At 41.8% G+C, this 23,545-nt stretch carries 23 protein-coding genes; 9 read left to right on the top strand and 14 right to left on the bottom strand.

Translation table 11 applies throughout. The annotated features are described in order from the left end of the window. Position 1 precedes the first annotated feature (1 nt). The 3 genes from RMX89_RS06890 (at position 2) to RMX89_RS06900 (ending at position 3,322) form a co-directional block, all read left to right on the top strand. Positions 2–1,687 carry an AarF/ABC1/UbiB kinase family protein gene (locus RMX89_RS06890; protein WP_322670300.1) on the top strand — a complete coding sequence of 562 codons (1,686 nt, stop codon included), beginning with the start codon at positions 2–4 and terminating at the stop codon, positions 1,685–1,687. Positions 1,688–1,703: 16 nt separating this feature from the next. After that, positions 1,704–2,441: a Stp1/IreP family PP2C-type Ser/Thr phosphatase gene (locus tag RMX89_RS06895; protein WP_322688396.1), complete on the top strand. Its 738-nt coding sequence runs from the start codon at positions 1,704–1,706 to the stop codon at positions 2,439–2,441. 683 nt (positions 2,442–3,124) lie between these two features. Then, positions 3,125–3,322: an NblA/ycf18 family protein gene (locus RMX89_RS06900; RefSeq protein WP_041565841.1), complete on the top strand. Its 198-nt coding sequence runs from the start codon at positions 3,125–3,127 to the stop codon at positions 3,320–3,322. Between the two features lie 461 nt (positions 3,323–3,783). Here the strand turns inward: RMX89_RS06900 and RMX89_RS06905 are convergent, their stop codons facing one another. From RMX89_RS06905 to RMX89_RS06920, 4 genes are all read right to left on the bottom strand, one after another. Beyond that, on the bottom strand, positions 3,784–5,337 hold the full coding sequence (locus RMX89_RS06905; protein WP_322688397.1) for a serine/threonine-protein kinase: 1,554 nt from the start codon (positions 5,335–5,337) through the stop codon (positions 3,784–3,786). Positions 5,338–5,840: 503 nt separating this feature from the next. Then, a complete protein-coding gene (locus RMX89_RS06910) occupies positions 5,841–6,854 on the bottom strand; it encodes a glycosyltransferase family 2 protein (protein ID WP_322688398.1) in 1,014 nt (337 codons plus the stop codon). Between the two features lie 225 nt (positions 6,855–7,079). After that, positions 7,080–7,526 (bottom strand): hypothetical protein, encoded by a 447-nt coding sequence (locus tag RMX89_RS06915; protein ID WP_322670296.1) that lies wholly within the window; start codon positions 7,524–7,526, stop codon positions 7,080–7,082. Positions 7,527–7,728: 202 nt separating this feature from the next. Then, the gene (locus RMX89_RS06920; RefSeq protein ID WP_322688399.1) at positions 7,729–8,991 is read right to left on the bottom strand and encodes an anhydro-N-acetylmuramic acid kinase; all 1,263 of its coding nucleotides are present in this window, start codon (positions 8,989–8,991) and stop codon (positions 7,729–7,731) included. A gap of 493 nt (positions 8,992–9,484) precedes the next feature. Here RMX89_RS06920 and RMX89_RS06925 point away from each other — a divergent pair, with 493 nt between their 5' ends. Then, the gene (locus tag RMX89_RS06925; RefSeq protein WP_322688400.1) at positions 9,485–10,246 is read left to right on the top strand and encodes a PEP-CTERM sorting domain-containing protein; all 762 of its coding nucleotides are present in this window, start codon (positions 9,485–9,487) and stop codon (positions 10,244–10,246) included. A gap of 445 nt (positions 10,247–10,691) precedes the next feature. Continuing rightward, positions 10,692–11,894, top strand: a complete 1,203-nt coding sequence (locus tag RMX89_RS06930; protein ID WP_322688401.1) for an argininosuccinate synthase — start codon at positions 10,692–10,694, stop codon at positions 11,892–11,894. Positions 11,895–12,016: 122 nt separating this feature from the next. Here the strand turns inward: RMX89_RS06930 and RMX89_RS06935 are convergent, their stop codons facing one another. Continuing rightward, the gene (locus tag RMX89_RS06935) at positions 12,017–12,646 is read right to left on the bottom strand and encodes a DedA family protein (protein WP_322670292.1); all 630 of its coding nucleotides are present in this window, start codon (positions 12,644–12,646) and stop codon (positions 12,017–12,019) included. A 454-nt stretch (positions 12,647–13,100) separates the two neighbouring features. Here RMX89_RS06935 and RMX89_RS06940 point away from each other — a divergent pair, with 454 nt between their 5' ends. Then, the gene (locus RMX89_RS06940; protein ID WP_322670291.1) at positions 13,101–13,454 is read left to right on the top strand and encodes an STAS domain-containing protein; all 354 of its coding nucleotides are present in this window, start codon (positions 13,101–13,103) and stop codon (positions 13,452–13,454) included. A gap of 471 nt (positions 13,455–13,925) precedes the next feature. Here RMX89_RS06940 and RMX89_RS06945 read toward each other — a convergent pair whose 3' ends face one another. Together RMX89_RS06945 and rpsF are read right to left on the bottom strand one after the other, a co-directional pair. Next, complete coding sequence (locus RMX89_RS06945) at positions 13,926–14,486, bottom strand: Npun_F5560 family protein (RefSeq protein ID WP_322688402.1); 561 nt, start codon at positions 14,484–14,486, stop codon at positions 13,926–13,928. Positions 14,487–14,713: 227 nt separating this feature from the next. Beyond that, positions 14,714–15,070: a 30S ribosomal protein S6 gene (gene rpsF, locus RMX89_RS06950; RefSeq protein WP_322670290.1), complete on the bottom strand. Its 357-nt coding sequence runs from the start codon at positions 15,068–15,070 to the stop codon at positions 14,714–14,716. Positions 15,071–15,452: 382 nt separating this feature from the next. Between rpsF and RMX89_RS06955 the strand changes: the two genes are divergently transcribed. Continuing rightward, complete coding sequence (locus RMX89_RS06955) at positions 15,453–16,226, top strand: fumarylacetoacetate hydrolase family protein (RefSeq protein ID WP_322688403.1); 774 nt, start codon at positions 15,453–15,455, stop codon at positions 16,224–16,226. Between the two features lie 3 nt (positions 16,227–16,229). Here RMX89_RS06955 and RMX89_RS06960 read toward each other — a convergent pair whose 3' ends face one another. Together RMX89_RS06960 and RMX89_RS06965 are read right to left on the bottom strand one after the other, a co-directional pair. Beyond that, entirely contained in the window at positions 16,230–16,706 is a 477-nt protein-coding gene (locus RMX89_RS06960; protein WP_322670288.1) for a Tic20 family protein, read from the bottom strand. An 80-nt stretch (positions 16,707–16,786) separates the two neighbouring features. Next, positions 16,787–16,984: a hypothetical protein gene (locus RMX89_RS06965; RefSeq protein ID WP_094348028.1), complete on the bottom strand. Its 198-nt coding sequence runs from the start codon at positions 16,982–16,984 to the stop codon at positions 16,787–16,789. 603 nt (positions 16,985–17,587) lie between these two features. On the opposite strand from RMX89_RS06965, the gene RMX89_RS06975 reads away from it, so the two are divergent. Next, positions 17,588–20,995 (top strand): hypothetical protein, encoded by a 3,408-nt coding sequence (locus RMX89_RS06975; protein WP_416211967.1) that lies wholly within the window; start codon positions 17,588–17,590, stop codon positions 20,993–20,995. Positions 20,996–21,229: 234 nt separating this feature from the next. After that, on the top strand, positions 21,230–21,379 hold the full coding sequence (gene psaI, locus RMX89_RS06980; RefSeq protein ID WP_322670286.1) for a photosystem I reaction center subunit VIII: 150 nt from the start codon (positions 21,230–21,232) through the stop codon (positions 21,377–21,379). A gap of 170 nt (positions 21,380–21,549) precedes the next feature. Here psaI and RMX89_RS06985 read toward each other — a convergent pair whose 3' ends face one another. From RMX89_RS06985 to RMX89_RS07005, 5 genes are all read right to left on the bottom strand, one after another. Further along, complete coding sequence (locus tag RMX89_RS06985) at positions 21,550–21,669, bottom strand: photosystem II reaction center protein J (RefSeq protein WP_012411803.1); 120 nt, start codon at positions 21,667–21,669, stop codon at positions 21,550–21,552. Between the two features lie 69 nt (positions 21,670–21,738). Further along, entirely contained in the window at positions 21,739–21,861 is a 123-nt protein-coding gene (locus RMX89_RS06990; RefSeq protein WP_322670285.1) for a photosystem II reaction center protein L, read from the bottom strand. Between the two features lie 8 nt (positions 21,862–21,869). After that, positions 21,870–22,007, bottom strand: a complete 138-nt coding sequence (psbF, locus tag RMX89_RS06995) for a cytochrome b559 subunit beta (RefSeq protein WP_015115279.1) — start codon at positions 22,005–22,007, stop codon at positions 21,870–21,872. 9 nt (positions 22,008–22,016) lie between these two features. Then, entirely contained in the window at positions 22,017–22,265 is a 249-nt protein-coding gene (gene psbE / locus RMX89_RS07000) for a cytochrome b559 subunit alpha (RefSeq protein ID WP_094348030.1), read from the bottom strand. A 179-nt stretch (positions 22,266–22,444) separates the two neighbouring features. Then, positions 22,445–23,464, bottom strand: a complete 1,020-nt coding sequence (locus RMX89_RS07005) for a photosynthesis system II assembly factor Ycf48 (protein WP_322688404.1) — start codon at positions 23,462–23,464, stop codon at positions 22,445–22,447. Positions 23,465–23,545: the final 81 nt, after the last annotated feature.

A 23,545-nucleotide genomic window follows, 5' to 3' on the forward strand; every position in this document is an offset into this window, starting at 1 on the left:
TATGGAACAAGGTTATTCAGAGAAGGCATACCGTTGGAATCGGGAAAAATACTCTAGCAAACGGCGTTTTGTGGACATTTGGTCTTTTGTCTTGACCTTACTGTTCAAACTTTGGCTATACAACAAATCTTGGAGTTATCCGGGAGGTGTGACTGATGTCAAGCAAGCTGCAAGACGCAAAACCCAAGCAGTCTGGATTCGCAATACTCTATTGGATTTAGGGCCAACCTTCATCAAAGTTGGGCAACTGTTTTCTACCCGTGCTGATATATTCCCTGGTGAATATGTAGAAGAACTAGCCAAGTTACAAGACAAAGTACCGGCATTTAGCTATGAGCAAGTAGAAGCGATCGTTGAGAAAGAACTAGGCAAGAAAATTCCTGAACTTTTCCATAATTTTGAACCTATTCCCTTAGCTGCTGCTAGCTTGGGGCAAGTACACAAAGCTATACTACATACTGGAGAATCAGTTGTTGTTAAGGTGCAACGTCCTGGGCTAAAGAAGTTATTTGAAATAGATTTACAGATTCTCAAAGGAATTACCCGCTACTTTCAAAACCATCCCAAATGGGGACGTGGACGAGATTGGTTGGGTATTTACGAAGAATGTTGTCGCATTCTTTGGGAAGAAATTGATTATCTTAACGAAGGTCGTAACGCCGATACTTTTCGCCGGAACTTTCGCGGCTACGATTGGGTGAGCGTCCCCAGAATATACTGGCGTTATGCTACTTCCAGAGTGCTGACTTTGGAATATCTCCCTGGAATTAAAATTAGCCAATATGAAGCTTTAGAAGCAGCAGGTTTAGATCGAAAAGCGATCGCTCGTCAAGGTGCTCAAGCCTACTTACTACAATTGCTCAATAGTGGCTTTTTCCACGCCGATCCTCATCCAGGCAATATTGCCGTTAGTGCAAATGGTGCTTTGATATTCTACGATTTCGGCATGATGGGGCGGATTAAGTCCAACATCCGCGAAGGATTGATGCAAACACTGTTTGGTATTGCCCAAAAAGATGGCGATCGTGTTGTGCAATCTTTAATAAATTTAGGTGCGATCGCCCCAACTGATGATATGGGCCCAGTACGGCGTTCCGTCCAGTATATGCTGGATCATTTTATGGATAAGCCCTTTGAGAACCAATCAGTTGCAGCAATCAGTGACGACCTTTACGAAATAGCTTATAATCAGCCATTTAGATTTCCAGCAACTTTCACTTTCGTGATGCGAGCCTTTTCTACTTTAGAAGGGGTAGGTAAAGGCTTAGATCCAGAGTTTAACTTTATGGAAGTTGCCAAACCTTATGCAATGCAACTTATGACCGATATGAATGGTTCTGAGGGGAATAGCTTTCTTAACGAATTAAGTCGTCAAGCAGCTCAGGTAAGTAGTACCGCCTTTGGTCTACCACGTAGATTAGAGGATACACTAGAGAAGCTAGAGCAAGGAGATATGCGCTTGCGCGTTCGGTCTATAGAAACTGAACGCCTGCTGCGACGACAGAGCAGTATTCAGCTCTCAATAAGCTATGCTCTGTTAATCAGCGGTTTCACGCTTTCAGCTACTATTTTAGTGGTTAAGGATTATGTATGGTTAGCACTGCTGCCTGCTTTAATTGCAGCTGCGCTTTCAGCGATCACGATCCGATTACTTTTACGCCTCGACCGTTACGATCGTATGTATTAATTGTTGCAAAAAATTTATGAAACTTAATTTCACGGGTTTTAGCGATCCGGGACTTATTCGTTCTAATAATCAGGATGCTTACTATATAGACCCAGAAGGACGATTTTTCGTTGTTGCCGATGGTATGGGTGGTCATGCCGGAGGTGAAGAGGCAAGTCGGATTGCTACTGAAGAAATTCAGGCGTATTTGGTAGCAAATTGGGAAACTTCTAAGTCTTCTCAAGAATTACTAGAACAAGCTTTGTGGGGTGCCAATGAAGCGATTTTGCAGGATCAGCAAAATCATCCCGAACGCGCCGATATGGGGACAACTGTTGTAGCAGTAATTTTTCGCTCCCCAGAGTCGCCTTGGTGCGCTCATGTTGGCGATTCGCGGCTGTATCGCTTCCGCGAGTCGCACTTAGAACAGGTGACGGAAGACCACACTTGGGTAGCACGAGCAATCAAAATCGGTGACATCACCTTAGATGAAGCACGATTACATCCTTTTCGCCATGTATTATCGCGTTGTTTAGGGCGTGAAGACTTGCATCAAATTGATGTACAACCACTAGATGTAAAAGTTGGCGATCGCTTGCTGTTATGTAGTGATGGTCTTACAGAAGAACTTGTCGAGCAGAAGATTGCTAACTGCCTCCAAAATAGTCCTTGGCTTGATAAAGCCGCCATCTCTCTTGTTGAGGCTGCCAAAGAGCATGGAGGGCACGATAACATCACAGTTGTCATCGTCTCGCTTGAAGAAAATAGTCATTAGTCATTAGTCATTGGTCATTGGTCATTAGTCGATGCTTAGTAACTTTAAACAAATGACAAAGGACAACTGACAAAGGACAAATGACAAATCCGGTAAATATACTCAGTAATTTGTTCAGCGTGAGCATTTTTCCTTTTTACAATTTGATACAAATATTTTTAGCCTCTAAAATCACCCAAAGAGGATAAATTTGTATAAATTAGGAAATTGACATCTTGCACGTAATAAGGTAAAGCGACTATAATTCACGCTTATTACCATTAATTCCCCAACCTCCTTACAATTTCCCTCCTCCGAAGCTTCTTCCACCCTTGCGGAGACAGCATCTTAGGCTTTTTAAACACAAAGACTAAGACGGGTTTTACATAGCACCAAATATTCTCTTTAAAGGATATTTGTGCAAAGCAGGAAGGAATGAGAGAGGTAGTTATACCTATCTAAGACCAAATAGAGCTTATTTTCCGGAATATGGTTCAGCTGACTTGGGTGGTATATCAGTAGGATTAGGTGCAAGATATCAAAACAGAAAAAAGTCCACACTTTGGATGTGGGCAATCTGTCAAACAATTGTTATCTTTCGTAATACGGAGGAACAAATGTTGGACAGATATAAGTCCAAATATTATCCCATTTGGACTTCTGTGAGCGATATCACCTTTACGCGTTGTTTTTTCGGAGTAATTATGAATCAACCAATGAAACTATCCTTGGAACAGCAATTCAGCATCTGCTCATTTGCTACTCAGGTGCAAAATATGAGCCACGATCAAGCTAAAGATTTTTTAGTCAAGCTCTATGAGCAAATGGTCGTGCGCGAGGCAACTTATCAAGAGCTTCTTAAACACCAGTGGGGCTTAGATTCCGGTTCCACTATGGCATAGAGTCGTTCTAATGTCGCAGTGGGCGACCTCCTTCTCTTGCTTGGTTCCAAGGAGGAAAAGAGCTGGGGATGCCGGGGCGTCAACTTCGATAAGTAATTCCACAATAATATGGCGCAAAAGTTCAATTCCCGAAATTAACTAAGAATGAGTAAACATTGTCTACGGCATATCTGATGAAGTCTAGACTAACTTTAGCATTGCAGGGTAGAACTGTTGTTTGCTTTAGCCAAACTTTTTGTTGTTTCGTCTAATGAGGGAATCACACCTGCACAAATTGACAATCCACTGGAATATTTGCAGAGGAAGATTCAGAGATAATTTATATACTACTGCTTTAGCAGCTAGTGATTTCACTCTTTATACATATAACTAGAAGTTACATCTTTATATATATTTTGTTTATAAAACGTTACATTCTGAGAGCGACCACCTATGAAACACGTAACATTAAGAAATTATGCCTAGCTGGAAAGATCGTATGGAGAATCTGTATCTATACTTTCCAGTTTTGTTATAATCTGAGGCTTAATCTTTTCGTACTCGTTTTTGAGTAAACTTTTACTAATTTGCGGGTCGGCAGAGGACATGAAGGTATTGCTGATTGCGACCCACTCTTGCAGTCGTTGCCGCTGGGCAGAAGCGACGCTGGAAAGTAAGATGTGGGTACAGGGATTTGGTGCTTCTCGTGCAAAGAATAAGAGGCGGTAGTAACCTGTGTGCTGTAGTAACCGAGCAATTTCTTGACCAAGGCTGGTTTTGAGATCGAGATAATAAGGCAACCATTTAGCGCCATGCTTGCGATTGTAGATGACAGTAATCCATAGGAGCATGGGATGGGGGATAGAGATGAACAGAAATTGGTTATAGCGTGTACAGAGTAAGCGTTTTTGAATTTCTTCTTGCGGTAGCATCACCCACAAAGCTGGTAAAACCTCCCCATTGGTATGAATGGGCTGGGGAAACACAATATCGGCAATTGGTTTATTTTTGGGCCAGGAAATGGCACGAGTGATTTCATCGTTTGACCAGGATACCCGCAAATCGGCTTTGGTCTTTTGTTCAAGCTCAGTGCTAGCTGTAGTAGTAGGAACGAGGGAATGGCTGGCTTGCTGAATTTTGCGTGTATGCTCAGGCTTTTCTAAAGATGCTAAAACTCTGAGGATTTCAGTAATACTTTGGGGGCGATCGCGTGCTACTTTAGCTAGACAACTCATCACCAAATTTTCAATTTCTTTTGGTAGTTCTAATCCAGGCACAGCCTCAGAAAAAGAACGTGGTTTTTGATAGTGATGTGTTTTATACCACGCACCAAAAGAGTGAGTTGGTGCCACCAGTGGCATTTTGCCTGTGAGCATCTCAAACATCATGACGCCCAAACTATAAATATCAGCACGGTTGTCTAATTCTTTACCCTCCATCTGTTCGGGAGAAGAATAAGCCAATGTCCCCAAATAAAATTTTGTATGGTCGCCATCTGACTGTAATAACTTAGCAATACCAAAATCTAGAACCTTGACCAATTCTCCAAAACTGGGATCTTGAATCACCAGCATATTGCTTGGCTTGACATCGCGATGGATAATTGGGCAAATAGCGCCATCAACCGGGATGCCATCATGGGCGCACTGTAACCCTAAGCTGAGTTGACGCGCCATACTGAGGAATCTAGCTAAAGGTAATCGTTGCTTGCGAATAATATTGTTCAGGCTTTGTCCTTGTAAGTATTCCATAACGTAGAACGGGGTGTTATTGTCATCTACGCCGTAGTCCATAACTCGGACAATATGGATACTTTTTTGCCCTAGTAAAGCACAGGTTTTTGCTTCTCGCTCAAAACGGTCTTGCAATCGCATCTTTTCATTTTGGATTGATAGAGCCAGAAACTTAACTGCAACAGGTACACCTCCCAACAATGTATCTTTAGCACGATAAACCCGACCCATTGCTCCAGTACCGATTAACTCTTGGAGTTGGTAGCGTTTGCTGAGTAAGCGACCAATGTTGGGGTCTGACATAGAAAATTCGACTCCAAAAGCAGTTTGTAAATATTTGGGAGGACAAGTGCATTCAAAAATTGTGGTGTAGTTTTAGTTTGCCCAATTTTGACTAATGCGCTATCACTCTTGGCATCTCCTTTTCTCTACGAGACGTTGCTTTGTGTTGGGAGAAGACGGCATTAGTTTGGCTACACCAGGACTTACGCAACTGATTAAGCAATGGCGTGCGGAGCGCGCCGACTGCCTAAAAACTAAGCCATTGACATAGCAATATCTGGACGTTTTAACTGCCCAATTAAATAATTTGACAACTAGCCATGTTTAATTTGATAAACCTGTCTTTGTAGGTTAAAAAACCCTTAAATTCGCATTAGTTCACGAAGATAGACTTAGTTTATGTAATAACGAATTATATTCACCCAATACTTTTAAAAAATCTTCTGATTACCTAACAATGTTTTTAATCTTCAAGCTAATTATTACTATGTAATAATGCATTATTCATTAGTAATCTGTAATATTTAAGTGTTATTTCTTCGTTTTTCCTGTTGATTAGGATATATATCAAAACTTGATTTGTTCTTCATTATATAATATTGAATTCGACGCTCAACAATACTATTAAATCTGGACATAAAATCATAAAAGAAACCCGGATGTTTCCTGATTCTTGTGAATGCTGTTAACCATTTTCTTTGTTTTATAGGTTCTACAACTTGAAGATAAGCTAGATTTTTCTTATAGACTGAGAGATTATAAGATAGAGCACGCATTAGAGTAGGATTATTTTTCACAATGTCTTGTTGCATGAAAGAAGTAGTAGTTTTACAGTATTGATTTAGACGTGGTAATTGGCTTTGATATACAAGAGAACCAGGGCGTGAACGGTAGAAATAATAGGGTTTTGGCTCAATAAAAAACCTAGCTCCTTTGATTAAGCATTTCATGTCAATCCAAAAATCTTGACCCATTCTAATTTCTTCATCGTACTCGATGCCGTTCTTAATCAGGAATTCTCGTTTGAATAGAGGCTTGCTTAAGCCAAGATGCAACCCTGGTTGCCCATAGACATCAGTTTCTACAAAATAAACAATATCAATTTGGAAGATTTTATCTATACGTTCTCCACTTTCTTGAATCAATGTACTCCAAGGAGATGTTGTACCGTCTTCGATCAAATAAACATCATCAGCAATCATGTCTGCATTTGTTTTATTTGCCAAAGACACAAGATTTTCTAATCTTTTGGGAGCATACCAATCATCTGAATCAAGTACAGCAATCCATTCTCCTTGGGCTGCTCTGAAGGCGCGATTACGTGCCGCCGCCGCTCCAACATTTTGCTGATTAACTATCACTTTGAGACGTCGATCGGTGAAACTTTTAGCGACTTCTACAGTTTTATCACTTGAGCCATCATCGACCATGATAACTTCAATGTCAGTGAGTGTTTGCTTTAAGGCTGACTCTATTGCCTTTCCAATATAAGTTTCAGTATTGTAAGCAGGGATAATAACGGAGACTTTAGGATTCACGAAACTGAACTCCTGACTACATGGTTAGGTAAAATACTAAAATCCTGACCATAATTTAATCGTTTCTTTTTTACTATACAACTCAGTAGGTCGGTAAAAATATACGATGAGTGGTTAAAGTCGGGTAGGAGATATTAGGCGTTGGTAAACCAGTGCGTTGCCAGAGTTCTTTGAACGGCAGTTTTTGGCTTAGAAGAACAGCAAAGCGGTGAGGTAGGGCTGCTTTTAAGCTGACTGACGCTCTAGGCTAGCTTCCATTGTGCTAGTTAAAAAATGACCAGCCAAGATACCACTACTGAGGTAATATGTATCTTGCGAAATCCGGTGTAGGGTTTCAAAACCACTACGACGCTGACGATCGCTTAGTACCCAGTAACGCTGTACGATAGTATCTAGACCAATCCAGCCTTCGCCTTCAACCTGCCCCAAAATATTATGTTGTAGTAAAAAAGTATACTGACGCTCTCCATCATGCAACCGCCCCTTATATTGCAGAGAGATTTCAGAGCGATCACTACCTGGAAATATCAGTTTTGTGGCCATAGTAAACCAGTTATCTCGATTCCAAGCTACCAATGTCATACCCTTGACGCTGATTGGCGTACCATTACGTTCCAGCCAATTTCCTTGCATTGCCCAGCGTCCTGGTTCCAATAAAAAAGTATGAGCCACCTTTTATTCCTTGTCTTGCTTGAGTGCTGCCAAGACTACAGTTATAGCAGTGCTAAGTTGCGTTAGCGATAGCGGGACGTTTAGCCTATAAAGATAGTAGCTTTGAATATTGATAAAGACAGTGCTAAGTTGCGTTAGCGATAGCGGGACGTTTAGCCTGTGGAGAATGGAGAAATTTTTTATCTTGTTTATTGTTCTTGACTCAGAACTGACCTTGGTAAATTTCTCCCAAAAGTACTTCTTGAGGTGCACCAGTGGCTGTAGGTAAGTTGCCAGGAATACCCAAATGTCGCCAGTAGGCTAAAACCGCGAAGGCGATCGCTTCTTTAAAATCTGCACTCAAGCCGACTTCATCTGTTGTGGAGACTGGTATCGATCCTAACAACAACTGTAACCTTTGTTTCAAATAAAGATTGCGACTACCACCACCACATAATAATACTCGTTGTGGCATTTCTGGCAAAAAAGTGTGGTAACTATGAAAAATTGAAGCAGCTGTAAGTTCTGTGAGAGTTGCCAGTACGTCAGCAGGATTGAGTTGGTATGCTTGAGCATCTTTTAAACACTGATGCAAGTAAGTCACACCAAATAATTCGCGTCCAGTGGATTTGGGCGGCGGTAGATGAAAGTAGTCTTGGTTGAGCCATTGTTCTACTAATTGATAGCAAGGAGTACCACTTGCTGCCCAATTGCCATCTTCATCATAAGTTTTAGCACCACCGCTTAAATGCTCCACCGCTAGGTCCAACAGACTATTTCCAGGGCCAGTATCCCAACCACGAATTTTTGAGAGCCAGTCTCCATGCCGAGGCGGAATATAAGCAACATTGCCAATACCACCAATGTTTTGAATACAACGCCCCTCCTGGGGATGACTGAGTAAATAAGCATCGACTCTAGGCACGAGAGGCGCACCATGACCACCAATAGCAATATCAGCAACGCGGAAGTTACTCACAGTCGTAATGTTCATAAGATGTGCAATTAATGCACCTCGCCCTAGTTGAAGACTATAACCCAAAGGACTGCCCAATGCTGTTAACGGATAGCTAGAGTTTAGCCCGTGGGTAGCGATCATTTCTCTCCCCCTGCTCCCCTGCTCCTCTGCTCCCTGTGCTCCCTCTTTGGGTGGTCGATGATAAACCGTTTGACCGTGGGAACCAATGAGAGTGGCGCGCTGATGACCAATTTGAATATTTTGGGCGGCTTGGGCAAAGACTTGGGCGATCGCATCATCTATTTCCGCTAATTCTGCCATTGAGATGGCAACGCCTGCACCAACTGCTAATATTTTTTCTCTGAGTTGGGCTGGATAAGGATATGTTGCCCCGGCTAGCAACTCAACTTTGAGATCCAATTCTGTACCGGAAATCTCTACCAACGCAGCGTCTATGCCATCTACGGATGTGCCACTAATTAAACCAATAACGCGAGTAGGGACAACAGCTTTTTCAGTTGAATGCATCGGTCGAAATTCTTTTGTTGATTGCAAGAGTTTAGTTTAATTCATGTTAATAGCTATGTCAAAACACTCAGGTTGCATAGTTAATTACAGAAGAAAAAGTAAATATAGCGACGGAAGAATCTCAAAACCAATAGCAATACCACGAATCTATTTATATTTATCAGCAAACAAAGAATTTAAAACAATTTTGTTTGTTATCTTAATTGCTCCTTAATCAGGAGAACATCCGAAGATACAAATTCTTAATATATGCAGGCTAACTTTACAACTTTTTTACTTTCAGATAAATAACAGATATACTATCCACTTTTTCTGCAAGTGAAACTACTGATTTATGTTCAAGAATAGGGCAAATTATTGGCTAAATATAGGAATTTTTCAATAAATACAAATCCAGTAGTTTCATCCTATTGTTTCTTATAGAAGACACTACATAATGAATCCAAGTCGCAAACGAACTTTTCAACAATTAAAAATACAAAATTTCAAGATTATGTCTCTTACAAAAATTGCTTGTATCGCTGCTTTATCCTTATCTGCAATCTCCTCATTTATCTATGCGGGTTCTGCCCAGGCTATTTCCTTCCAAATAACCACTGGCATTGCAGGCCCTAATGGAGAAACTGACCAAGGTGCTTTTTCTGAGTTTACTCAACTTCCTGGTACGACAACTGTTAACTTCAATAATGGTCAAGCACCAACCACTGGTTTTGCTAAATACTCTTTTGAAAATAACAGTGGAACCAGCAGTGTGAGGTCAGATGTATGGGCACCTGCTGGGGCAAATGGTGAGGTCAATAATGGGAAGTATTTGGCAGTTTTCAACGGCGATAAAGTCACAATTAACCTTGCAAGTTCCCTCAATTATTTCGGTATTGACTGGGGAGCTATTAGTTCTGGTAACGTTTTTTCCTTCTACAATGGCGATAATCTAATCAAATCATTTACAACTGAGGATGTGAACCCAGTTGCTCCAATTCGTGCATCACAGCATGGCGGTGAAGGAAATGGCTACCTTCACTTCTACTCAGATAGTAGCAACGATATTTTCAACAAGATTGTCATTACCCAAACAGGTGGTGGTGGATTTGAAAGCGACAACCATTCTTTCCATCTAGGAACTGACAAATTTACAGGTTTTGACCCTAAGTCTGTTCCTGAGCCTAGTATTACATTAGGCATGCTAGCTGTAGGTGGTATGTTTCTACGCAAGCGCAAGAACGAAAAGTTACAAACTGTAAGACAATCTCATTAAACATATCAATCTGAACTCAGTAAGATTTTCTCTATAGTCTAACCTTAGCCTGTAGAAGGATTTCAAAACTTAGTTAATATTAAATGCAACTCAGGGTGAGTTTACTTAGGTAAACTCGCCCTAATCCATTTGCCATTTATAATCGGGGCTTCTTCTACAGTCAATGCTACGCGCAGCAAGCTAAGAAAATTTTCTTTAACTAGACTTTTTATTCATGCAAAATTGGGAGAAGGGGTTGAGGGATGTAGCAAGATCCCGTAAGGTGGGCAAATTTTACATTTCATTTGTGCAAGAGGTTTACTCAATACTGCTTAGAGCTTAACCAGACCGTATTGAGAGTGAACCGTAATTTTGACTCCTATAGGTTATTGCATGAATAAAATATACGTGGATTAGTTTAGATATAATAATGACTCATTCTTTGTTGTCCTAACTGGAGAAATTAATGGGTCGCGCCAAAAAGGTTGTCCTGGCATATTCTGGCGGAGTGGATACCTCAGTTTGCATCCCCTACCTTAAGCAAGAGTGGGGTGTGGAAGAGGTGATTACCCTAGCAGCAGATTTAGGTCAGGGAGATGAATTAGAGCCAATCAGAGAAAAAGCTCTGAAATCGGGTGCAAGTGAATCCCTAGTGGCGGATGTTAAAGACAGCTTCGTTAAAGATTACGCCTTTGGAGCGATTCAAGCCAACGCCCTTTATGAAAATCGTTATCCTCTAGGAACCGCCCTAGCTCGTCCACTGATTGCCAAAATATTAGTAGAAACAGCCGAAAAATATGGTGCTGATGCGATCGCTCACGGTTGCACTGGCAAAGGCAACGATCAGGTTCGCTTTGATGTCTCTGTCACCGCCTTAAACCCCAACCTGAAAATCCTCGCACCAGCCAGAGAATGGGGGATGAGTCGTGAGGAAACGATCGCTTATGGGGAAAAGTTTGGTATTCCCTCACCAGTTAAAAAATCTTCTCCCTATAGTATTGACAAAAATTTGCTTGGTCGTAGTATTGAAGCTGGTTTACTCGAAGATCCTTCATTTGAGCCACCAGAAGAAATTTATGAGATGACCAAAGCGATCGCTCAGACTCCCAACGAGCCAGAGTACATTGAAATTGGTTTCCAGGGTGGTATCCCCACAACTCTCAACGGTATAGCCAAAAAGCCAGTTGAGCTAATTGAAGAACTCAATCAGGCGGTGGGAAATCATGGCATCGGACGGATCGATATGATTGAAAACCGTCTGGTGGGGATCAAATCGCGGGAAATCTACGAATCACCTGCAATGTTGGTGCTAATTCAAGCACATAGGGATTTAGAAAGCTTGACGCTAACAGCAGACGTTACCCATTACAAGCGTGGGATTGAAGAAACTTACAGCCAAATTGTTTACAACGGTTTGTGGTACAGTCCACTCAAAGTTGCACTCGATGCTTTTATTCAAAAGACACAAGAGCAAGTCTCTGGAACTGTGCGAGTGAAGTTGTTCAAGGGCAACTCTACGATAGTTGGGCGTTCGAGCGATAATTCTCTCTATACTCCTGATTTGGCAACCTACGGAGCCGAGGATAAATTTGACCACAAAGCCGCTGAAGGCTTTATATACGTTTGGGGACTACCGACTCGCATTTGGTCAAAGCAGATTAGGGGTTAAGAGTTAGGAGTTGGGAGTTAGGAGTTAGGAGTTAAAAAAGCAAAATACAAAAGTAAAAGTTAAAAAAATTCACTTTTTACTTTACTCTTTACTCCTCACTCCTCACTTAGTTTATGCTTGACTTACTCTTCTGCTGCACCTTTAACTTGGCGAGACTCCAGCCACAGGGGCACAATAATTAAGGCAGCGAGGATTAGTAAAGCTGCGATCGCAAATTGACCCACCCAAGCAACCAATTGTTCTAAAGAGACTATTTTGCCAGCAAAAAAAGCTAATGTCACCATCAAACTAGCCCAAGCAACTGCTCCTAAAAAGTTATATAAAAAGAATTTTCTAAAGGGCATTTCAGCTATACCAGCTAGTGGTGCAGCAAAAACTCGTAACAATGCCAAAAAACGCCCAAAAAACACTCCTTTAGCAGCGTTTTGACTAAATTGATCTTTAATACTCAGCAGCCGCACTTCAGAAATCCGAAATATACTGCCAACTTTTACCAGAAAAGCCCAACCGCTAACTCTACCAATCCAATAGCCACAAGTACCACCAATGACAGCACCCATAATTGCGTCACCGAGAACCAGCCAGAAATTTAGTTCATCGCTGCCAGCTAAAAACCCGCCTACTAAGGTCACGGTTTCACCAGGAAGGGGAATGCCTAAATTTTCTAGCAAAATTCCGAAAAAAATTGCCCAATACCCGTAATTATGAGCAACTTCCTGGATATTTTCTAGTGAAATCAGCTCTAAAGACATTCCACACCGCCGTCTTTACAAATTTTTACTTTTACTATATTTTTACATTTTTGCTTGTTTTTGGGTGGGGTGTCAATCAAACTAATACATAACTTCTACTCTATGGTAACTATTAACTTATGACTATTAAATATACAATTTTTGGGATTGGTACCACATGTTCATAATTTATTAAAAAAAGATTAAAAATTTTATAGAAAATTTATAAATATCCGTTTAAATTGTGAAAATCTTGTAAAAGATACGGTTGATACCGAAATTGTTAGGCGCTTATGCCTATATTGATGAAAGTTATCACAAATTATACGACATGAATACTGAAATAATCTCTCTCAACTGTAGGACTAAAATTGCCCAAATATCTGGGTAAAAGGTCATTTTACCGTTGAAAGAGAAGAAGTATTGATGTCTTTTTCAATTTTTTGTCAAGTGTTCCAATTACCCTGTTAAATTCATGGCTTTCACACAAGAACTTCAAGTGATTTTGTTTAAACCCCAAGGAAGCATAGATTTGCAAGGCGGTAAGGCTTTGAGCGAACAAATGGCTGGAGTAGTCCCTCAAGCTTATCAACTCTGGGTTATCGACCTAGCAGAAGTTAACTTCATGGACAGCTCTGGGTTAGTTCCTTTAGTAAAAGGCTTAAAAGCTGCACGTCAGAGTGGTTGCCGCTTAGTTCTATGCAACGTACAAGCTCCTGTACGGTTGATTTTGGAACTTACCCAACTCGATACAGTGTTTGAAATTTTTGACACTTACCAAGATATTTTTACCAACGTTAAAGATAACAGTCTGATGCTAGCAGACTAACTAATAAATCTACCTATGGAAGGATGGCGGAGTCAAGCAATATTTGCATTTTTTCACATTCTCTTTAAAAATAACAGTCTGGTGCTAGCAGGCTGATTTTCTTTATTGTCTAGAGAAGAATGTTGAGGGAAACTCATATCTTTGAAGCTAGGTAGTATAAATTGCATGAGTTGGAAGTCATCTACCTAAAGCAGTAAAGTCAGAAATTGCCAAAATCGATCAAAGCAAATGCAACTGTTTGTGATACTCCCCAGCCTTTTAAATCCAGGGTTGTGCAAATTACTCTAAGCTAATTGTTTTATATGGGACGTAACTAGTGAAAGGAAGCAGGAGGTAAGAAAGGTTAGAATCTCAGCTTTTAGATTATTTCTAACTTTATAGTTATTTTTGCCTCGATTTACTACTTGGATGCCTCCAAGATGTTTTGATGCATCAATTTCTTACCTCTTAGATTCCACCATTATGATAATTTTAGGCATTCTGGGGAGTTGAAATATTAGTTTGTTCGGATGCTGGGCGGGAAAAATTTGGTAAATCAATACCGCTGTGACTAGCATTGCGAGTTTTGAGTGCTAAACGGTAACTCACACTTTGCAGTTCTGCTTGCAGTTGGCGGTTTTCCCGTTGTAGCGTTGCTACCTTTTCTCTCACTGGCGTCATCCGCTCCTCAAACTTCCGACGGTAAATTTGAGGCAACTCTTGTACTACTTGCTCCAACATCCGAGTGCGATCGGTAAGTTCTTGAACTGACTGTCGCAATTGGTAAATTTCGGAGTCACGAGTTGTAATTTGCTCTTGGTAAAACGCCACCTGCTGTTCCACAGCTTGGAGTTGTTCTTGTAAAGTGTGTAACTGAGTCAGATCGCGCTCCAATTCCGGCTGCTGAGGCATAAAACTAGTGTTACCCTTTACCAGCCGGAAAAGTTCTTGAGATAGTTGTTGCACTAATTGATCGCGAAGTTGCAACTCTTGGCGTAGCTGCGATACTTCCGTTGAGAGAACTTGAATATTAGGTGTATCAGATTGGCTCACAGTAGCTTAAAGCTCCCATTCAGAATCTTGTCCACTTTTAGGTATAACTGCGGGAGTACTACCTTTGGCAAGTATTTGTTAATTTAGCATTCCCAAACAAGTGACGAAAAAAGAAAAAGACAAAATTTTATTGAATGGGAGTGGGGATTGGGGAGTGGAGAGTTAGGAGTTAGGAATTCTTCTCCTGCTTCCCCTACTCCCTCATCTCCCTCATCCCACTCACCTCCCTACACTGTTGCAGGTGCAGCTACTTTAGTAGGCTTTTCTTTTTCCTCTTTAGGGGGTTTTTCTTCTTCAATGTCCTGCTTAATTGTCAAATAGCGAATCACTTCTTCACTCAAACGCATAGCGCGTTCAAAAGGAGCGATCGCAGTTGCAGGCGCGCTGTAGTTTAATTGGATGTAGATGCCATCCCGGTGTTTTTTGATTTCGTAAGCTAGACGGCGCTTACCACGATTTTGAATTTGGATCTCTTCAGCACCCTGTTCGCGAAGCAAATTCTGATATTTAGTAACTGCTTGCTCTACCTGTTCCTCTCCCAAGTCAGGACGGAGGATGTACATTGTTTCGTAATTTGTAGTCATATTTTTCAGTTTCCTCATGGACAAAAGTGGCTGCTGACATTAATTTATACCTGACTTTTATTTAAAATGCCAGTATTAATCAACATCTGAAGCAACAAGGAACTATAATCTTACCAGTTTTCAATTTTGTTTCATTAGCCAAATCGCCAAAGTTTGGATTTTTTGCATGTCCCTAATGAAAACTAGGTTGAGAGGCAATCCTGATATTTCTTTCACAAGATCGATCGAGCTATCAGCTTCGCTAAGGGGTATCTTTCTTTAAAGGGCATCTTATAGCGATCGCTTTTTTGCTCAAGGCTCAATCGGTTGGCTAAACAGCTAACTGACGATTGCTAGGTACTCACAGCAACTAAAAAGCAGAAAAAAGGTATTTATCAAGGTTATGGCGCAGCGCTACGTGCGAATTCAAAATCCAGAAGGACAGATTTACTATGGGTTACTACAGCTATCCCTGAATGTACAGGTGCTAGATGCTCCACCCTGGTTACAAGGACAACCCACTGATTTAACTTTGACGCCAGAAAATTACCAAATTCTGGCTCCCTGCGCTCCCTCAAAAATTGTGGCCGTGGGTAAGAATTATGCAGATCATGCAGCCGAAATGGGAACTCCAGTACCTTCTGAGCCATTAATCTTTCTTAAGCCACCTACGTCAATCATTCCATCTGAAAAAGAAATTAAGTATCCTCCCCAGTCACATAGAGTTGACTATGAAGGAGAGTTAGCTCTAGTGATTGGCGATTACGCTTTTGAATGCACGCCAGAGGTAGCCCAAACCAAAATTTGGGGCTACACCATCGCCAATGACGTAACAGCGCGGGATTTACAAAAACAGGATGGTCAGTGGACGCGAGCCAAAGGTTTTGATACTTTCTGTCCTTTGGGACCTTGGATTGTGCGGGAATTAAATCCAGGAGCGAGATTGCAGACTTTTGTGAATGACGATGCTAATCCAGTTCAATCTGCCTGTATCGATCGGATGGTGTTTTCCCCCGATGTTTTAGTTTCCTATATCAGTCAGGTGATGACGCTACTTCCTGGTGATTTGGTGCTTACAGGTACGCCGGAGGGTGTAAGTGCTTTGCATCCAGGCGATCGCGTCCGCGTAGAAATTGAAGGTATCGGTCGCCTGGAAAACACCGTAGCGTCCCGTTAACTTCTAACGCACTTGCATATACACTGCATCAGAAATCGCTGGAATTTCTGCATAACGTCCGCTCACAGACTGGATGACTGAATATGCTGCTGCTCCCACTATGCCGATAAAAATGGTTGTGGATAGAGTTTGGATTGCAAAACCACCGGAAGGAACTAGTCCCACAACATCAGTTAGGATGCTAAACAAAAAGATAATGATATCCAAAAGGATTGCTTGCATGGTGTTGAAACGAATAAAATGACTAATTTTTTCATTTCTTACTACCAGCAAAAATAAAGCAAAGAAAATAATCATTCCTGCATAACGCACGCCGTAGTAAATTCTTAATAATGGCAGAAGCGGTAAAAACAGTAGTTGTAACGGTGGAAACTCTGATAGTAAATATCTACCAAATACAAAAACTTCAATTAGAGGAAGCAAATAAGGCAAGGAAGCAAAAATCCGATCTGAAACTGTTGTAGACCCGCGCCAAGACATTATGCGTTCTCCTGTGGTTAAATTTTAATAGTTACTTGAGCATAGGATAACGCAATTGCTGGTCTTGCTGAGAAATTCAACTATTCTATATGGGCGATGCGAAAGCCCATCATACATTCATATTGGTCTGGCTGCTGTTGAGTAAGTTTGCGAATGGCTTGGCCACAGCGCAGTTGACCCCCACGCCAACGGGGTTGACCGCTCCCGTCAGCGAGTAAACAAGACTGGCAAACTTGCTCAGGGGCAAGGATTTGCTCGTCCATTAAAATGACTAGCATCGAATCCCTCCTGTAAATCCTCATTGTCAACCCACATTTCACTCCGGGGAAGACGTGTTTTGTAGCGCTTCAAAGAGCCACTTCAGATAGATTGGATGCGTTTTGCGTGGTTAAGTGTTGTAATTTGCAATCTCGCTTTGCGCCTAACTTGGGCGATCGCAGAGGACACTTAAGAACCGCATCCTACCTCTTTGTAGCAAAAATGTGGGCAATTACGATTCAATAACAATTCTCAAGCGAATTTTAATTTATTGTACGTTGTGTCTATTGCAAAGTGGAAATTCTAGTAAAAAATAATACAAAAATTTTTGCATTAAGTTGAGCAAAGACAACTAACGCTATCCATTGCATCCCTGTTAATTTAGCACTAGAATCTGTCAAACTTAATATTTAGAAAACAACAAAAGCTTTACGCACAAGCAACACGGCGACTTATCGAAATTCCCTTGAGGTGAGTAGTTAAAGTGTGAGAAGTCAAGTCAGTAAAATTGAGTTAACTTGATAGCCATTTAAGTGAGGCATTTCTAAAATACTGAGGTAAACTTGCAAGCAAGTTAATACACAATATTACTCAGCGGCTCGTCGGTCTGGGCATCACTTACAATGGAACACTGGCAATTTCTGATACAGAAACAAGGCGCTCGCTCGTGGCATATCCTAGAATCGCCAAATTTGGAAATTTTGGAAGGGCAGTATAGAGTTTTGGCTCGTTCTAACCTTCTTAATACAGACGTGGAAGTGCGGGTAACTCACTCTTCAACCGAGGAAGTTCAACCAACGCGGCGAATTTTCAAGCGATCGCGTCGCACTAATTCAGAAGGCATAATGGCGGTAATTCCTTTTACCTACTTCCAACCGGGAGTTTGGGAGTTGCGGTGTTCCGGCGATTTGATGTCGGATCTGCTCGGTAAATCTTGGCAATACAGCGTGCAAGTACAAGTCTTCTCGCTGTTAGCAGAGAGAGAGCCGAGGAAAAATTTAGGATCGAGTTCACCCGACGATGGCGTAGATACTGTTTCTGAAAACTTGGAATCTAATGCCCCAGCAGAAACTGCAATTACGTTATTTACGTTTGAGAAAGCGATCGCAGTTTCTGAAGGACTGGCAATTACTACAGATGGCAACCTCACTGTTGCACCAGATGAAGAGAACTTGGAATCTAATGCCCCAGCAGAAACTGCAATTGAGCCAGAGCAAGCGATCGCAGTTTCTGAAGGACTGGCAATTACTACAGATGGCAACCTCATTGTTGCGCCAGATGAAGAGAACTTGGAATCTCATGCCCCAGCAGAAACTGCAATTGAGCCAGATCGAGCGATCGCAGTTTCTGAAGGACTGGCAATTACTACAGATGGCAACCTCATTGTTGCGCCAGATGAAGAGAACTTGGAATCTCATGCCCCAGCAGAAACTGCAATTGAGCCAGATCGAGCGATCGCAGTTTCTGAAGGACTGGCAATTACTACAGATGGCAACCTCATTGTTGCGCCAGATGAAGAGAACTTGGAATCTCATGCCCCAGCAGAAACTGCAATTGAGCCAGATCGAGCGATCGCTGTTTCTGAACTGGCAATTACTACAGATAGCAACCTTGTTACCACTGTTGCCTCAGATGAAGAGAACTTGGAATCTAATGCCCCAGCAGAAACTACAATTGAGCTAGATCGAGCGATCGCAGTTTCTGAAGAATTGGCAATTACTACAGATGGCAACCTTGTTACAACTGTTGCGTCAGATGAAACGGAAGAAGATGAAGATATAGTTATCGATCGGCCTGTAAGTCCTGTATGGCTCAAAGGAGAGACGGCAGAGCAGATTTTACAAAATTTAATAGATTTAGCTTTACCCACCTCTGAACTGCTGCCGCAAGATGAAAAAGTTACAGATTCTTCGGCAACACAACTACCGCCACCATTACTGCTAATTTTAAGTCAGGATAATTATATTGCTCGTTGGGGACAAGCTCTTATAATCAACGGGTATATAGAATTCCAAGAAAAGACAAATCTAGATTGGGATGAAACATCATCTTCAAAAAGCTTGCGGGCGCTTGCAGTAGAAATTGAACTGCGATCGCCCAAGAACTCGAAAATATTGACCAAAGTACGGCAACCCTTATCAGATAAGGAGTTGCCCTTTACCATCAATACCTCAATTGATATTCCTGCTGATTGTGAATCTAAGCTAATTTTGGCAGATATCAGTTTGTATGGGAAATTCGCCGATGCTGGCGAAGTCATGCCGTTAGCTACCCAGTCCTTCACCATTACAGCAGATGTAACAGAATTACTGGCAATCACAGCCGCAGCAAAATCTAGTACATCTTTAAATCACCTCATAGCAACATCGGACTCATCTGCTGCTTTCACAGAAACAGAGACACCTGTTAGGCTCGATTTAAAACTATTAAATCTGGTCAAAACTCCAAAAACAGACCAGTCTCAGATAGTTAATCCATCCCCAAACACACCTTTACCACCGCAAATTAACCTGCAAGTTCTGCGAGAAGCTAACCTGCGGACATCTAAGTTCAAGAATTCAAGCATTTCGTTGCCTCAATTACCGAAACTGCCCCCTATTCAAAGTGATGCCAACCTTCCCACAGATGTTGTTGCAGAACCACAGACACCGGAGGAGCTAAAAAAGGATGCTACTATAGCCACCATAAATTTAGAGCAGTTGGTCATCAAGCAACGTCGAATGCCAATAATCGAGACTACTTTGCCATACTTGAAACGGCTACAAGCTTCACTAAATGATGCCGAAGAAAAAGTAGAAAATAATGTTCCTCCAGATACATTGGAAGTTAAAGCGGCTGAAGACTTAGCAAAATTGGACGCAACTGTGGCTGAAGATGAAAATATACTTGAATTAGGAGTAGGTGACGCACAATTCCAGGAAGAATCTGTTGCTGAAGGTGAAGCCCCGCAAAATTCACAATTCCAGGAAGAATCTGTTGCTGAAATCGAAGTCCCGCAAAATTCACAATTTCAGGAAGAATCTGTTGCTGAAATCGAAGCCCCGCAAAATGCACAATTAATTACAACCGGAAACCTTTATTCATCTCCCCTGCTCAGGAAGTGGATGCAGAGCCAAGGATACTCCTTGCCTGAATATATCAACCATCTGCAACCTCAAGATTACAATAACTATGTTCCACCGCAGCAGATACCCCTTCCTCCTAGTACAGAAAATGCGAATGTTGATGTTAACTTGCCATTAGACCTAAATGCCAACACGGAGAATAATCTGAACGAAAATTGGAGCCGTTCACAACTTATGTTGGCTGAAATGCCCAACGGACAAGAGACATGCGAAGAAGTCGAAGGATTGGCTCCTGAACTGGAGAACTTTGGGGAAGATATAGACACAGCGCAGGAAGTGGAACTAGGGATTGGAGAAAATACGGAAATAGAAAAAGTACTAGAAGAACCAACAATCTCATCGGCTCTGCTAACACAAGTACCGCCCCCTCCCCCTCCGATAAAAATAAATATAGCGTCAGCTTGGTTGGCGCAAGAAATCGTTGTAGATGATACAGATAGCGAACTGGAAGGCGATGCAAAAGAGAGTGACACCTTTGAAGAAAAGGAGCAACCACTGTTATATTCATCTTCTTCCTTACCTCTAATTGCGGCAGCCACTGAGCCTTTGCCAACTCCACATTTGTATGTGCCAGAAGGTGAATTAATTGCTGGCAAGTCTGTCATAGTGCGCGTAGTACTGCCGGAAGTACCTCTGCAAGTTGTTGTCAAGTTATGGCTTGAAGATTATCAAACTCGCTACTTACTAGATGGTCCGCATTTATTGACAAATTTACTTCCTAATGCATCGGGAGATTTGGAAGTGATGACACAATTAAACATCCCCTTTGGCTGTTTGGAAATTCGCTTAGGAGCGATCGCACTCGATCTAACAACCCAACAGGAGAGTCACAAAGTCACAATAGTGCGAACTGTGATTCCTCCAGACTTGCCAAGTTTACAACTAGATGAACTCCTGGGTATGTAACTCAGGTATGAGGGGCATTGGGCATTGGGCATGGACGAGAGACAAGGTAAACAAGGAAGAGGGCAAAGACAAAGAAGAGACTTGTTCTAATAATTCCCTCTTGTCCCCTTGTCCCCTTGTCCCCCACCTCCCAATTTCCTCTGTGTTAAAAATATGAAAGAATTTCAAAAATTTGGCAGAATTTGCAGTAAGCTCATCTTGAATTGTAGTGTGATTTCATAGGAACCTTTAACTATGGCAGCATCTTTTTTACCTACTGTCTTGGCTAGTACTTCGTACTTGTCTGCGATCTTCGTGCCCATAATTGGTTGGGTTTTGCCAGGTGTGGTCTTTGCGTTTCTGTTTTTATACATTGAAAACGACGATATCAGCGATATCAACTGATACTGATGTAGTCATTAGTCATTAGTCATTTGCAAAAAACAAAAGACAAAGGACAATTGACCAAAATTAATACCGCCCATCTCATAGAGACAGGCGGTTTTTTTAACGTTGATTTCTCAACAAATGCTAGAAAGTTCTAACTTATAGTATTCGGTTCAAACTAACTAATGTTAAATCGAAGAACCGAGTCCGGCGTAGGCACCATAAAAGAAAATGCCCAAGACTGTAATTATACCTAAACCTGCGATCGTAGCGACGACCCACAGGGGAATTCTCCCACTTCCAGACACAGCTTCTCTCCTCCCTTAACAACAAATCAACACACGTTCATAAACCAAGATTAACAACAGTACTTCTAATTAGTTAAAGAAGTAACTAGAAAACAGAATACCCAGAACGAAAATCATTAGTAATCCCAGGTATAGAGAAGTCCGGTTTAGTTCAACCGGCTGATTATTGGGATTAGGCGATCTTTCTACCATAATTGCTCCTAACGTTGAATAAATTGCATTGCGGCGATCGCGCCTAAAAAGAATACAGTTGGTACACCTAAGGTGTGTACTGCCAGCCATCTAACGGTAAAAATTGGATAGGTAACTGGTTGATTGATGTTGTTTCCGCTAGTCATGATCTCAAACTACTTTCCAATAAATTCTTCAACTTGTTTTTTAGCTTCAAAACGGTTCTTCACAATGGGCACTTCCTGCCGCGCTGGTGTGAAATACTCGTTGGGACGGGGTGTACCAAAAGCATCATAAGCCAGTCCGGTGCTGACAAATAGCCAACCAGCAATAAATAATGCCGGGATGGTGATGCTGTGGATTACCCAGTAACGAACGCTAGTAATAATGTCCGAAAACGGACGTTCTCCAGTGGTACCTGACATTTAGATCCCTACCTTATACATAGAGTGTTATTGAGTTTATTATCCTACAAAGTTAAGAAAGAGTTACAAGTTGCAAAGTTCTTCTCAGAAATAGGTATTGGGGATTGGGTACTGGGCATTGAGAAAACTCTTACCTAGTCCCTAATCCCCAGTCCCTAGTCCCTAGTCCCCAGTCCCCATTAAGCTGCTTCTGGGGAAGTTGTTTCAGGATTTGGTAGATATTTGAGCAAAACGCCGCGATCGCCAATTATAAATCCCCGCTCTGGCTCTAAAAACACAATCTTGTACAAATTAGCTGCAACTTCTTCAACCTCACGGTCTTTTTCCCAGGTTTTGCCACCGTCGGCACTGCGTAGCAAATTACCGCTACCGCCACCTACCCAAATTTCATTGGGTGTGCGATATGCCAAATCCAGTAAACCCCAACTGGTGGATAACTCTGGATATTTTGCTTCTTGCCATTCTTCAGGTTTAGTTGGGTCACTAAACTGAACTTGACCTCCTCTAGCTAGCAACCACAATTGCCCATTGTCACCAAAGCCCATGTTTTCTACTCGCCGAGAACTATTGCGGTTATGGGGAACCCAAGCATCTTGGCCTGGTTCCCAAGTCGAGTAGAAACTCCCCTTAGCGGAAACAGCAACATACTTACCATCAGCAGAACGCTCTAAGTTACGCACCACACCCACTGCTGATTCCACTTGGGCTTTCCAGTTTTTGCCGCCGTCTGTGGTCTTATATATAGCTCCAACATTAGTAGCCATTTCTGCTGTATTGCCTGCTAGCGCCTTAACTGCGATCGGACTACCTGGTAGCTTTTCGCTCAGGGGGATACGCGACCAAGAAGCACCTTCATCGGTAGTGTGTAGTAAAAGTCCAGGCTCTCCGGCAATCCAGCCTTCTTTCCCTGCAAAACTTACTGAGTCAAAGCGATACTTTTGCTCATCCAGTTGTAGTGTTATTGGTTTCCAGGTATTACCACCGTCATTGGTTTCCAATAGTGTGGCATTGCTACCGACTAAGTAGCCATGCTCAAGGTTATCAGTAAAAGCAATATCCAATAAATTTGAGTCTGTTGGCACAGAAATGACTTTCCAAGGGTTGTAGCTAACAGAGGGAACTTGGCTACAACCTATGCAGATCGCGACTACTATTAACAAGGCAAATATTCGTTGCCAACCTTTCACAATTGAATGCATCAGTATTTCTTAGTTATTTCTAAATTTTGGTAGCAGTTGGCAGCCAGGATGCTGTAAAGTCCTGGCTTTTTCATTTTGAAT

The sequence above is a fragment of the Nostoc sp. DedSLP04 genome, assembly GCF_034530775.1.
GTDB lineage: Bacteria > Cyanobacteriota > Cyanobacteriia > Cyanobacteriales > Nostocaceae > Nostoc.